Genomic DNA, 12359 nt, shown 5'->3' with positions numbered 1-12359 from the left:
AATAGGAAAGCTTGAGCAATAAGTGATAATAAAAATTCGGTTGACAATGCAACAAAATCGGCGTTTAAAATATATAGCATTATTCGGGAAAGAGACAAAATTGAGCGATGGATATACAAGAAATAATAAAAAAAGCTGGTGTAAATCAGTTGATTGCTGCATTTGACTTATTGCCAGATATTCTCTTTTGGGTAAAAGACACTGATAGTAGAATCTTGCATTGTAATCAACATTTTATTGAGCATCAGGGTTATAAAACACTTGAGCAAATATTGTTAAAAACAGACTTTGACTTTTCCCCAAAACACTTGGCGTTTCAATACGTCAATGATGATAAGCGAGTGATGGAAGGCTTCATAGTGACTGACCGTTTAGAGCTTAATCAAACCCAACAAGGTGAGCTTGGTTGGTTTTCAACATCAAAGCATGCTTTAAAAGATCACGATGGCAATGTGATTGGCACTTATGGTGTGACTCGGCACTTACAAAAAACCTCAAAAGCGCTTTCTCATGTTCGTGCGATTGAAGAGCCTGTAAAATTTATTCGCGAGCACTATCATCGTCAGATCAGTATTGATGAATTGGCAGAGCTTGCACATTTGTCAGTAAGTGCCTTAGAACGTCGCTTTAAAAAGCATTTGGCAAAAACACCTAATCAGTTTATCAACGAAGTCCGTCTCGAAAATGCCCGCAAGCTACTGATTGAAACACAGCTACCCATTTCACAGGTTGCTTATCAATGCGGATTTTCCGAACCAAGTTACTTCAGCAAACAATTTCGGCGTTTGTTTGGTGAAATTCCATCACAAATGCGCTCACAACTCGGTGATTAAATTGCCGCTCTCGCCATTAAAATAGCCCCTTGCTCAGCACTGGCAAGGGCAGGGGTTAAACGCGCTTTACTAGCATAAGTTAAGTAAGGGGTAATGGCACTGGCAATACCGCCCATCAAGGTAATTTTTTTAATGCCTTGCTTTTCAAAGTATGAGATATAGCGGGCTATGTATGCACAAGCTTCATTGATTAATTGCTTACAAAAAGCGTCGTCAGAATGGCTAAAAACGAGGGGCGCAAATTTAGCGAGCTCAGCAGGGCGCGCCGATATTAAAAGCTGACTTAACGCTTGGCTGGAGTGGCAGTTAAGCTGGGTGAGTAGGGTATCTATGGCCGTTGAACTTTTTGCAACACCATCAAGTACTTCAAATGCTTTACGGCAAAGTTGTAAGCCTAACCAACCACCACTGGCACCATCGCTCAGTAATAAACCATATCCACCCAATTCGTTAAATTGGTTTTGCTGCTGGTAGCCTGCACAAAAGCCCGTACCAAGAATAATCACAGCGCCATCATGGTGTTGGTGTGCGCCTTTACACGCAATCAGCATATCTGTTGACAGGGTAAAGTTGGCAAATGGATGTTGCCACATGAGCATAGATTGATAGGCAGATTCGATATTGGCACCAGCAAGCCCGGCATGCACATAGGTGTTTTTCAGCTCGCTTAAGGCAAGCCCAGCATCATGAAAAGCAAGTTCTGTAGCATGGAGTATTGAGCTTTGACTTTGTTGGCAGCTGGTAGCCACGTTTGCTGAGCCACTGATAGCTTCGCTAAGTAGGGTGCCATTTTCGTTTTCTAAACGCACCTTACATTTACTGCCACCGCCATCAATACCTAAAAAATAAATTGCTTTGCTTGCCATGCTTAATCCTTTGAAAGTAGCTTATTGATAGCCTCAGCGCTAATTGCACCTTGTGCGTTATGCACGCAAGAGTGTACATGTACAGATGCATTTGCTGAATGGTTTCTTATTAATTGCCAAAAAGCTTCCGCGTTTTCTAGGGTAACGCCACCACCTATAACAATTTCTATTTGATTAGCGCTGTGTGCTAAGTATGTGTTGAGCTGATTTAGACCATCAACAGCACTTTGGCCGCTTTGCCACGGCGTGCCTGCTGTTAATATGCGGTCAACTCCTAAGCTAATTAGTTTTTCAAGTGCGCATAACGGATTTGTCAGGCTATCGAATGCACGATGAAAGGTAACCATAAGCCCATAATGTTTTGCAGTGGCGAGTAAAGAACGAGTTACCTCTATATCAAGTTTTCCTTGTTTGACTGCACCAAATACTACCCCATGTGCGCCTACATTAGCTGCGAGTTTTATCTGTTTTTCCATTAATTTATGACACTCAGTACTTACAGTAAAATTGCCAGCTTCTGGTCGTATCATTACTAATAGCTCGGTATTTCTGGTCAGGCTTTTCAATGCGCATTCAATTGCAGAAATACTGGGTGTTAAGCCTCCTAGGTGCAAATTACTGCATAACTCAAATCGTTTTACGCCTAAGTTGCTAGACGTAAAAACGTTGTTCGCAAGTTGCTTTAAGTCGCCTTCGTTTAGGCAGACTTCGAGAATTTTACCATTGATCATCGTCGTTTTTTTACCATATCTATTACACCTAGTTTCTAGTCACTTATTTAACTTGCATTATCAGAAAGTGCCTTTCGTTTTTTAATTTATATTTATCAATGGATTATATGTTTGTGTGTGTTTTTTAGTATTTAGGTTTAAATACAAAAAACATAAGGTTAACTATAAAGTAGAAAAGATAAAAATGAATATAAAATATTCCACACGCCGATTTTGTCATATCTCTCACCGAATTTTTATTATCACTTTTTGACCACTCACCCTATTCTGAATTGGAGTTTAACAAGCTATTAACTACCGATAATACGTTTTAAAACCGATAACAATAAATCGTTTTTGTGGAGGTTATACCAATTCGCTTAATTAAATGGTCTATTTTGAGGCAAGAAAACCTTGTTGATAACAAAGCAGAAATTTCGTTATTTAGCTGTTCTAAATCAGAAATTTTTAACGCAGTTAGCGACAGGTTTAATCCCTCAAAATGACTAATTATTATTGCGGGTTGGTATTAAAGCCTCATAAACAAAAACAGAACACACAACTGGAGATAGGCATGGGCAAGCAAACTGTAATAAAAACAAAAGGGCAGGGACGGCATTTCAAACGTAATGCAATTTTAATTTCGCTATTGGCTGCTATTAATACAAGTTACGCAGCAGAGCAAGCAAATGACGATGTAGAAGTGATTGAAGTACGAGGAATTCGTTCTTCAACAGCAGAAAACTTAGCAATAAAACGACTATCAGCTGCCACTGTTGATGCAATCACTGCTGAGGATATAGGTAAGTTTCCTGATAAAAATGTCGCTGATTCATTGCAACGTGTATCAGGTGTTCTAATTGACCGCGATGGTGGCGAAGGTAGCCGCGTAAGTATTCGTGGTACTTCACCAGATTGGACTCTAACCCAATTAAACGGTAACTATATTGCTTCATCAGGTTCAGGTACTCCTACCCGTAGTTTTAATTACACGTTATTGCCTTCAAGCATGATCAAAAGTGTAGAAGTGTATAAAAGTGCTGAAGCACGCATAGATGAGGGCGGTATTGGTGGTACGGTTATTTTACATACCCGTAAACCACTAGAGATGGAAGCAAACTCAGGTGCGTTAAGTGCTGAGGTAACTTACGATGATGTGTCTGAAGATACTAAGCCGCAAGTCAATGTGCTTTACTCATGGAAAAATGACGACGAAAACTTTGGCGTACTTGCCGGCTTTACTCGTCAAGATCGCACCGTAACAACCATCACTAACAACGCGTCACATTGGCGTTTTCACTCAGATACAGTTGAAGGGGCAGAGCGCCCTGCGCTTGTCGACCAAGCAACTGGCGAAGTGTACAACAATGTATGGGCACCGCGGGCTATGAGTGTAAATAACTCAAACCAAGACCGTACCCGTGATGGTTATCAAGTGGCCGTTCAATGGGCCCCAAGTGACAGACTTGACTTAAACTTTAATTATTTTGGTGCCAAGCTAGGTTATGACCAAACAGGACAAAGCATTACCTTTGCTGAGTGGAATGATAATCATAACCCGTATTACGGTATTGTACTTGATGGCGATACCGTAGTTGCTTACGGTAACGGTGATAATGGTTTACTGAATGACAATAACTGGGGTGATGCTGATGTAAACGGCGGTGTGCCTGTGCGTCGCGGCTTGTTGTCTCCTCAACTTACAGGGCGTGAGCGTTTTGGTGAGTCAAAATCAAACACCTACGATTTTGAAGGCACCTATTATGGCGATACTTACAGCGTTACATTAAAGCTGGGGCATACTGAAGCTGAAGGCGGAACCTCAAAAGAAACCTACGCCAATATTGATGCGCGTTTAGGCTCTGTAAATAGCTGGTTATGGTCAATTGAAAACGGAAAACCAAGCTATGAAGTGTCGACTGATTTAGCCACTGATAAAGAAGCGTACCAATATTACGATTGGTTTGACTCTTACTCATCTGAAAATGAAGACTCTGAAGATTACATTCAAACAGATGTAAAATTTGACCTTGATGGCAACTTTTTCACCCGTGTCTATGTAGGTGCTAAATATCGCGATCATGAAATTAAAGGCATTCGTAACGACTTTCGTTGGGATGACGGCATCGCTGATAACGGTGGTTACCGAGGTTATTTACCTGGTACTGAGTGGTTCCATAATCCAGATTTTCATCCGGATGCACCAACATTAGTGAGCGACCACGTGGTTGATAACAGCGCCGGTGATACAGGTGCATTTAACTTTTTAGCATTCGATTTTGGAGCGCTTGATAACTACTTAAAAGAAAACTTTAGCCAAACAATTGTACCTACGCTTTCGGGTACTTATGCCCTTGAAGAGAAAATTTGGTCTGTGTACACACAAGCTGATTTTGAATGGCAAGATTTTCGCGGTAATGTCGGTGTGCGTTATGTGAATACAGAGCTTAGCACTTTGACTTACGATGATGTAATTGGTCAAGACGATGACGATACCGATCCGAATGAGCGCAGTAGCGATGGCAGTGAAGTACTACCAAGCTTTAACCTTGCATGGGATGCAACCGAAGACCTTGTTGTTCGTTTTGCCGCAGCACGCACCATGGCAAGAGTGAGCTATTCAGACTTAAGCCAGGCCGAGTCATATGGTCCTCCAGTTAACATTAACTCACCTGATTCATGGACTGGCCGTGGTAATGGTACCTCAGTAAATACAGGGCTTGAGCCTATGTTATCTGACCAATTCGATTTAGGTATTGAATGGTATTACGGCGATGGTTCAGCACTGGGTGCGACGTTATTCTCTAAAGATATTTCTAACTTACCAATTTCGACAGTAGAAATAGTAGAGCGTGAACACGATTGTTGTAATGGCCCAATCGAAGTCGAAATGAACACCAAAGTCGGTGGCGGTGATGCAAAATCAGAAGGTTTAGAGCTGTTCTTCCAGCATTCGTTTGATAATGGTTTTGGTATTTTAACTAACTATACCTACACAGATACCAGCACCAGCGAAGTATCTACCGACGGGCAAAAAACAGAAGCCGAAATTCCAGGCACGGCTAAGCACCAATATAATGTGTCGGTGTACTTTGAGAATGACGACTTTAGTGTTCGTGCGTCGTATAACTGGAAAGATGACCGTGCTAACGGTATTCACCAAGGCTATAACTTATATACCAAAGACTATGGTCAGCTTGATGTGAATGCCTCGTACAACTTAACAGAGGATCTTTCGTTTACCGCATCAGTTGTGAACCTAACAGAAGAAGTTGAAGAAGGTTACTGGAAACAAAGCAATCGCTTTACTTATAACCAATATTCGGGCCGCCGTTTTTACTTAGGCGCAAATTATAATTTCTAACCGAAGACATGTTGTTTGTTGCAACCTAAAAAGGTACTTTTATTAAAGTACCTTTTTCTTTTTTAAGACAATAATGATTAAGTTTGTAAAAACAACTGAGCAAGACAAAGCCTATTTACTAGACCTAAGGTTAAATACTATGGTTGAGCATTTAGAAAATCAGGGGTTATTTTTATCACTTGAGCAGCATCAAGCAAGAGTGGCTGAGCACTTTGAGCATAGTCATTTAGTGTTAAATGATGGGCAATGTGTAGGCGCTGCCAAGTTCATCGTTAGTGATCAAGCAATTAGTTTATTACAGCTACAAATTGCACCTAAAGAGCAAGGCAAAGGGTTAGGCACTAAGGTGTTAGATGCACTAAAAGCGCAAACAGCAAAGATAAATTTAACGGTGTTAAAAGCTAATCCAGCGTATGGATTATATCAACGGGCAGGGTTTAAAACTCTAGGCGAAGACGACTATGAGTTTCACATGCAGTGGCAGAAATAAAAAAGGGCGCTGTTAAAAACTAAGCGCCCAATTTTGACTATTTCTTTTCTTCGTCAGGTAAAGTGACGTTTAGCTCAAGTACTGCTAAGTCATCTTCGTTTTGGTCAAACTGAACCTGAACTGCATCAGTGTTTACATTCACGTATTTACGAATAACATCTAGGATGTCTTGTTTTAGCTGTGGTAAATAATCAGGTGTACCACGCTGTGAACGTTCGTGTGCGACAATGATCTGCAATCGCTCTTTTGCTAATGACGCACTGCTTTTCTTTTCTGAGCGGAAGTAGTCAAGTAAAGACACATTAACCTCCAAAAATCCGTTTAAATAAGCCTTTCTTCTCAACGTCTAAGAAACGAAAATCAACAGTTTCGCCTAATAAACGATTGATTGCATCTGTATACGCTTGGCCAGCATCAGATTCAGCATCTAGAATAACCGGTTGACCAGAGTTCGATGCACTAAGAACAGCTTGTGATTCAGGAATAACGCCCAGTAGTTTAATCGCTAAGATTTCTTGTACGTCTTCTACCGAAAGCATTTCACCTTTTTCAACACGCTCAGGATTATAGCGTGTTAATAGTAGATGTTCTTTTACGCTTTCAAGACCTTCTTCAGCACGTTTTGATTTGCTGTGTAAAATGCCAAGAATACGGTCAGAGTCACGTACTGATGATACTTCTGGGTTCGTTGTTACAATCGCTTCATCAGCGAAGTACATTGCCATCATTGCACCGGCTTCAATACCCGCTGGTGAGTCACACACAATGTAATCAAAATCTTTTTTCAGCTCGTTAAGTACGCGCTCAACACCATCACGGGTTAGTGCGTCTTTATCACGGGTTTGTGAGGCAGGTAAAATATGTAGCTTATCAACGCGCTTATCTTTAATAAGTGCTTGATTTAGGTTTGCTTCGCCATTGATTACGTTTACGAAATCATAAACAACACGGCGTTCACAACCCATGATAAGGTCAAGATTACGTAGACCAATATCAAAGTCGATAATAACGGTTTTAAAGCCTTTAAGCGCTAAACCTGTGCCAATCGCAGCACTCGATGTGGTTTTACCAACACCACCTTTACCAGAAGTAACGACAATCACTTTTGCCATGAGATTTATCCTTTAACCAAAGCTGAAATTTCTAATGAATCATTTTTTTGTTGGATTTGTACTGCGCTGCCCCAGTGTTCACCTTGTAGAGAGTCGCTGATCCAATAACTACCATTAATCGAAACAAGTTCTGCTTCTAATTTTTGGCAAAATATATTTGCTTCGTTGTAACCTTTTGCCCCTGCAATTGCACGGCCGCGAAGGGTACCATAAATGTGCACGTTGCCATCGCTAATCACTTCGGCACCATGGCTTACAGCACCAATCACAATTAGGTCGCGATCTTTTGCATACACTTGCTGGCCCGAACGAACAGTGCCATGAATAACTTGCGCAGGCAGGTGAACGGTTTTTTCAACGATAGATGTATTTGTTTGTTGTTTAGCGGTTGCAGCCTTAACGTCTTGTGAATAATTTAACACCGACAAGCCTGCAGCTTTTGCGCTTTCGTTTTGCTCTTGAGAGCCATTACAAACCCCAACAGGGTTTAGCGAAAGACCGCTTAACATTGATTTTAAGAAAGAGAAATCAAGCGCTTCATCTTGTACGTCGCTTAAGTTGATTACGATAGGCGCACCGGCAAAGAACTTAGGTGCTTGGGCGATTTTCTCATCTAACTGCTTACTTAAGAGGGCTGTATCTGCTGAAAATAAATGTAAAACAGATAACGTAAAAAGGTTCCCTTTTAATTCAAAAATTTGTTCCGACATACACGCTCAATTGAATTGTCTGGATTAGCATAATTTAAGTATAAACACAGGCTGAACAAGGCATATACAGTAAAAATCTAATCTATTTTTTCTAACTTATTATTTGACTCATGTTATAGTGTGCGCCTTCGTTAAGCAAGATATTATAGGGCCATAATGCTAACTGCGGTGTATAAAAGTATTAAAAAAGCGGATACATACCTTTTTGTAGAAAAAAGAGATGATTTCTCACGCGTACCTGAACCTTTACTAGAAACGTTTGGTCAACCTAAGTACGTGATGATTATTAATCTAGCAAGCCGTGAAAAGTTAGGTGTGGCAGACTTAAGCGCGGTTAAGCAAGCGTTAATTGATCAAGGGTTCTACTTGCAATTACCTCCGCCAGAAGAAAACCTGTTAACCCAATTTAAAAAAGACAAGGGAGTTGAGAGTGATTAAAAAACTTGCCGTCATTTTACTCAGTGCTTCACTAAGTACTTCAGTATTGGCAGAACAAAAGACACAAGCTGATTTTGACGTTTACGTTGCAGCATTAAAAAAAGAAGCAATTGAAAAAGGCTATGATGAAGCCTTAGTTGATCAAGCACTTGCAACAGCTAAATTCAAAAAGAAAGTTATTTCAGCAGATAAAAATCAGCCAGAAGTAAAAGAAACCCTCGAAACTTATTTACCAAAACGTGTGCCGCAATGGAAAATTGACCGCGCGCGTAAATTATACAAAGAAAACCAAGACGTTCTTGAAAAAGTAGCCAAAGAATACGGCGTTCAAGCGCGTTTTATTGTTGCACTTTGGGGCCTTGAAAGTAACTTTGGTAAAATCCAAGGTGGTCACAGTGTGATTGCATCATTGGTGACACTTGCGTTTGATGGTCGCCGCGAAGCCATGTATAAAAACCAACTTTGGGCAGCACTTGATATCTTAAAAGAGGGTCACATTACCCTTGATAAATTCAAAGGCTCTTGGGCTGGTGCAATGGGGCAAACGCAGTTTATGCCAACCTCATTTAACGCCTATGCTGTTGATTACAATGGTGATGGCCGCAAAGATATTTGGACCACAGAAGAAGATGCATTTGCTTCAATCGCAAATTATCTCAAGCAAGCTGGTTGGAACGATGATTTAACCTGGGGTCGCCAAGTTAAATTACCTGAAGGGTTTGATAATTCATATATTCTTAAACGTGGCACGAAAACACGCAGCCAATGGTTAGAGTATTGGAAAGATTCAGAGCGCAGCCTTGCAGATTGGCAAGCAATCGGTGTTCGTAAAATGGATGGCAGTGACTTACCAAACGTTGACGTAACCGCCGCAATGGTAATGCCAGATGACGTAAACGGCCGTATGTATCTAGCCTACGATAACTACAAAGCACTTATGCACTGGAATCGCTCGTATTACTTTGCAACCAGTGTCGGTTACTTATCAGATCGCATCGGTTACCCAGCGATTAAGTAATTGAGTAATAAAAGTTAGCAAGTACCAAGGGTAAAGCAATAAGTTTTACCCGAGCAACTTGCTAACTTATTCGGCGTTAAAACGCCTCCTACAAACTCGCTAACTTTCCACTCGATACAATTTTTAAACGTTTATCTTGAGTGATTGTTGCAGTGCTTCAACGTCTTTACAGCCAAGGTATATGTTTTTTCCGTCAGTTAAAGTTATTTTAACGGCTTTTCCAACAGACGCGTTATATAACCAGCCATCACTTAGCATACGTATACCAATTCCTTGATACCATTTTGTTTGGTATTCAGAAGTATCGGCAATCTGAGATAATTCAACCTGTTTGCTAATGATCCCAAACCCAAAATACCAACGAAGTTTTTGTTCATCGATTACTATTGTCAGTGAAAAAAACAACACAGCGATAAGCAGGTTTATCGATATTATAATCAGTTTGAGGTTAGCCAGTTCAGGAGAGAAAATTATAAAGGCACTAATCATTAATAAAATAATAATTAACGTGTAATTAATTTCCGTTTGTTTATACATAGCCTAATATCCTTGTATGTCAGAACGTAAATAGACGCTTAATTATTAGTATAGCAAATGGAAACAAAGTTACGATTATCTCCTACAAACGCCTTAAGCAAGACCTACAAGAGAGCGCGCGAAACAAGTTTCACGCCTACGATGAATCCCGTAGGAACGGCTTCAGCCGTGAACCTTAAATATTCGGCGTTAAAACGCCTCCTACAAACTTTACTCTCGTAACTTGTAACTTTCCCCTCAATCGCGCTAAAGCATGACCTACAAGAGAGCGCGTGAATCCCGTAGGAACGGCTTCAGCCGTGAATCTTTAAATATTCGGCGTTAAAACGCCTCCTACAAACTTTACTCTCGCCCCTAGCAACTCGCTAACTTATTCCCCTTTCCCCGGCTTTTTCAAAATCTTATCTTTAAAATCAAGTACCTTACCAATGCCAGAACCTAGTTTCATTAGGCTTTGAAGCTGTTCAGGGCTTAAGCGCTGTAGCTCTGCTGACCACTTAGTAACGGTTTCAAGTAGATCGTGAATTTCTTGCATTTGCTGTTGAGCAAAGCGCTCATCATCAGTGTGGGCTTCTTCTAAAATGTTATCGCGAAGCAGGCTTAGGGTTGGGTCTATCTCGCGCTTTTTACGCTCTTCGAATACGCGGTTGGCCATATCCCAAATGCTGCCAGCAGGGCCGTAGTATTCTTTACGGTCACCCGGAATATGATGCACTTTAATTAAGCGCCAAGACTGTAGCTCTTTAATGCCCATACTAACGTTTCCGCGCGAGATACTTAAGGTATCGGCAATTTCATTTGCCGTCATTGGCTCTTTAGTAATGGTTAATAATCCACACATTTGACCAATGGTGCGGTTAAAGCCCCAACGGCTACCCATTTCACCGCAGTGCATAACAAAAGCTAAGTTTTTTTCAGATAGGCTCATAATTTTTAGTATTCAAAAATTTCAGAAATTAAATGCTAGCACGCTCGGGGTATAACTAAAAGAAATAGCCACTATGCAATCTTCTGCTACTAAAGTGTAGATATGCCATATTTAAAATTTAAGTTATTGAATTTAAAGTGTAGTTTAATTAAATGCCGCAGTAATTAGCTATTTGATGTGGATCAATAATAGTGACAGTTAATAAGTTTATCGTATAGGCTGAAATCCAATAATACCATGGAGGAACGTTATGAAAGCTGCAGTAAATAAAGAGTACAAGGGTAAATTAACAATCGAAGATATCCCATGCCCAGAGGTGGGAATTAACGATGTGCTAGTTAAAATTGCCGCGTGTGGAGTGTGCCACACAGATTTACATGCTTGTCATGGAGATTGGCCCGTCAAACCAAAAATGCCATTAGTACCGGGCCATGAAGGGGTAGGTACTATCGAAAAAGTAGGTGCAAACATTAAACACTTATCAGTAGGCGACCGTGTCGGTGTTCCTTGGTTATATAGCGCCTGCGGTCATTGCGAATTTTGTTTAGAAGGCAAAGAAACATTATGCCTTGATCAGCACAACACAGGTTATTCAGTCGATGGTGGTTACGCCGAATACTGTGTTGCCCATGGTGATTACGTGGTTAAAATTCCTGAAGGATTAGGTTTTGCAGAAGCCGCACCACTATTTTGTGCGGGGGTTACAACTTATAAAGCGCTTAAAGTGACCGATGCCAAAGCGGGTGATTGGGTGGCAATTGTCGGTGTTGGCGGCCTAGGCCATTTAGCGGTGCAATACGCAAAAGCAATGGGCTTTAATGTAATTGCCGTTGATACCGGCGAGAGCAAATTGGCACTGGCCAAAGAGCTTGGCGCAGACATCACCATAGATTTTATGAAGCAAGTGCCTTCAGAAACCATTTTTGAGCAAGTGGGTGGGGCACATGGTGTTGTGTGTACTGCTGTTTCAAAACCCGGTTTTGAGCAAGCCTATAAAAGCGTACGCCGTGGCGGTAAGTGCGTACTTGTAGGTTTACCACCCGAAGATATGCCACTGCCAATTTTCGATACCGTGTTAAATGGTGTGTCTGTTGTAGGCTCTATCGTTGGTACGCGTAAAGACTTACAAGAATGCCTCGACTTTGCAGCCAAAGGTAAAGTTAAAGCCATTATTGAAGAAAAACGCCTCGAAGATATCAATGATATTTTTGACGACATGCTAAAAGGTGATATCACAGGCCGAATCGTAATGACGCTTTAAACTTAAGTCAGTTAATGCTGTCAGGTTTGGTTGAGCGGCTCAATTGAATCTGACAGTTTTTCATATGCTAAAAAGCAGTGACTGTAACTAGT

At 40.9% G+C, this 12359-nt stretch carries 13 protein-coding genes; 6 read left to right on the top strand and 7 right to left on the bottom strand.

All coding sequences use genetic code 11. The features are described from left to right. Nucleotides 1-107: 107 nt before the first annotated feature. Nucleotides 108-833, top strand: a complete 726-nt coding sequence (locus tag J3455_RS01510) for an AraC family transcriptional regulator (protein ID WP_062568064.1) — start codon at nt 108-110, stop codon at nt 831-833. On the opposite strand, the gene J3455_RS01505 is transcribed toward J3455_RS01510, so the two are convergent. Beyond that, nucleotides 830-1699: a glucosamine kinase nucleotide-binding domain-containing protein gene (locus J3455_RS01505; RefSeq protein ID WP_348709138.1), complete on the bottom strand. Its 870-nt coding sequence runs from the start codon at nt 1697-1699 to the stop codon at nt 830-832. The genes J3455_RS01510 and J3455_RS01505 overlap by 4 nt on opposite strands. Nucleotides 1700-1701: 2 nt before the next feature. Beyond that, nucleotides 1702-2430 (bottom strand): copper homeostasis protein CutC, encoded by a 729-nt coding sequence (locus tag J3455_RS01500; protein ID WP_349560848.1) that lies wholly within the window; start codon nt 2428-2430, stop codon nt 1702-1704. Nucleotides 2431-2983: 553 nt separating this feature from the next. Between J3455_RS01500 and J3455_RS01495 the strand changes: the two genes are divergently transcribed. Both J3455_RS01495 and J3455_RS01490 read left to right on the top strand, forming a co-directional pair. Further along, nucleotides 2984-5773 (top strand): TonB-dependent receptor, encoded by a 2790-nt coding sequence (locus tag J3455_RS01495; RefSeq protein WP_349560847.1) that lies wholly within the window; start codon nt 2984-2986, stop codon nt 5771-5773. A 73-nt stretch (nt 5774-5846) separates the two neighbouring features. Continuing rightward, nucleotides 5847-6263 (top strand): GNAT family N-acetyltransferase, encoded by a 417-nt coding sequence (locus tag J3455_RS01490; RefSeq protein ID WP_239977573.1) that lies wholly within the window; start codon nt 5847-5849, stop codon nt 6261-6263. A 37-nt stretch (nt 6264-6300) separates the two neighbouring features. On the opposite strand, the gene minE is transcribed toward J3455_RS01490, so the two are convergent. From minE to minC, 3 genes are read right to left on the bottom strand one after another with little or no spacing between them, the layout of a single operon-like run. After that, on the bottom strand, nt 6301-6564 hold the full coding sequence (minE, locus tag J3455_RS01485; protein ID WP_054552047.1) for a cell division topological specificity factor MinE: 264 nt from the start codon (nt 6562-6564) through the stop codon (nt 6301-6303). Nucleotide 6565: 1 nt separating this feature from the next. Further along, complete coding sequence (gene minD / locus J3455_RS01480) at nt 6566-7375, bottom strand: septum site-determining protein MinD (protein ID WP_130052576.1); 810 nt, start codon at nt 7373-7375, stop codon at nt 6566-6568. Nucleotides 7376-7380: 5 nt separating this feature from the next. Continuing rightward, nucleotides 7381-8085: a septum site-determining protein MinC gene (gene minC / locus J3455_RS01475; RefSeq protein WP_130052575.1), complete on the bottom strand. Its 705-nt coding sequence runs from the start codon at nt 8083-8085 to the stop codon at nt 7381-7383. 156 nt (nt 8086-8241) lie between these two features. Between minC and J3455_RS01470 the strand changes: the two genes are divergently transcribed. Both J3455_RS01470 and J3455_RS01465 read left to right on the top strand, forming a co-directional pair. Then, nucleotides 8242-8523 (top strand): YcgL domain-containing protein, encoded by a 282-nt coding sequence (locus J3455_RS01470; RefSeq protein WP_349560846.1) that lies wholly within the window; start codon nt 8242-8244, stop codon nt 8521-8523. Continuing rightward, nucleotides 8516-9541 carry a lytic murein transglycosylase gene (locus tag J3455_RS01465; RefSeq protein ID WP_130052573.1) on the top strand — a complete coding sequence of 342 codons (1026 nt, stop codon included), beginning with the start codon at nt 8516-8518 and terminating at the stop codon, nt 9539-9541. The genes J3455_RS01470 and J3455_RS01465 overlap by 8 nt, the downstream gene beginning before the upstream one ends. 123 nt (nt 9542-9664) lie before the next feature. Here J3455_RS01465 and J3455_RS01460 read toward each other — a convergent pair whose 3' ends face one another. Both J3455_RS01460 and J3455_RS01455 read right to left on the bottom strand, forming a co-directional pair. Beyond that, on the bottom strand, nt 9665-10078 hold the full coding sequence (locus J3455_RS01460) for a hypothetical protein (RefSeq protein ID WP_349560845.1): 414 nt from the start codon (nt 10076-10078) through the stop codon (nt 9665-9667). Nucleotides 10079-10448: 370 nt separating this feature from the next. After that, on the bottom strand, nt 10449-11006 hold the full coding sequence (locus J3455_RS01455) for a GbsR/MarR family transcriptional regulator (protein WP_055021667.1): 558 nt from the start codon (nt 11004-11006) through the stop codon (nt 10449-10451). Nucleotides 11007-11256: 250 nt separating this feature from the next. Between J3455_RS01455 and adhP the strand changes: the two genes are divergently transcribed. After that, nucleotides 11257-12267, top strand: coding sequence for an alcohol dehydrogenase AdhP (gene adhP / locus J3455_RS01450; RefSeq protein ID WP_209327998.1), 1011 nt, complete (start codon nt 11257-11259; stop codon nt 12265-12267). The last annotated feature ends 92 nt before the right edge of the window (nt 12268-12359 follow it).

Origin of the sequence: Pseudoalteromonas sp. NFXS39 (genome assembly GCF_040148775.1) — a bacterium.
Lineage (GTDB): Bacteria > Pseudomonadota > Gammaproteobacteria > Enterobacterales > Alteromonadaceae > Pseudoalteromonas > Pseudoalteromonas apostichopi.
This window is presented reverse-complemented; position numbering and strand designations above follow the sequence as displayed.

Bases quoted from the DNA above. Each gene is read 5' to 3' on its own strand.
- J3455_RS01510 (WP_062568064.1), top strand. From the start codon at position 108: ATGGATATACAAGAAATAATAAAAAAAGCTGGTGTAAATCAGTTGATT.
- J3455_RS01505 (WP_348709138.1), bottom strand. From the start codon at position 1,699: ATGGCAAGCAAAGCAATTTATTTTTTAGGTATTGATGGCGGTGGCAGT.
- J3455_RS01500 (WP_349560848.1), bottom strand. From the start codon at position 2,430: ATGATCAATGGTAAAATTCTCGAAGTCTGCCTAAACGAAGGCGACTTA.
- J3455_RS01495 (WP_349560847.1), top strand. From the start codon at position 2,984: ATGGGCAAGCAAACTGTAATAAAAACAAAAGGGCAGGGACGGCATTTC.
- J3455_RS01490 (WP_239977573.1), top strand. From the start codon at position 5,847: ATGATTAAGTTTGTAAAAACAACTGAGCAAGACAAAGCCTATTTACTA.
- minD (WP_130052576.1), bottom strand. From the start codon at position 7,375: ATGGCAAAAGTGATTGTCGTTACTTCTGGTAAAGGTGGTGTTGGTAAA.
- minC (WP_130052575.1), bottom strand. From the start codon at position 8,085: ATGTCGGAACAAATTTTTGAATTAAAAGGGAACCTTTTTACGTTATCT.
- J3455_RS01470 (WP_349560846.1), top strand. From the start codon at position 8,242: ATGCTAACTGCGGTGTATAAAAGTATTAAAAAAGCGGATACATACCTT.
- J3455_RS01460 (WP_349560845.1), bottom strand. From the start codon at position 10,078: ATGTATAAACAAACGGAAATTAATTACACGTTAATTATTATTTTATTA.
- J3455_RS01455 (WP_055021667.1), bottom strand. From the start codon at position 11,006: ATGAGCCTATCTGAAAAAAACTTAGCTTTTGTTATGCACTGCGGTGAA.
- adhP (WP_209327998.1), top strand. From the start codon at position 11,257: ATGAAAGCTGCAGTAAATAAAGAGTACAAGGGTAAATTAACAATCGAA.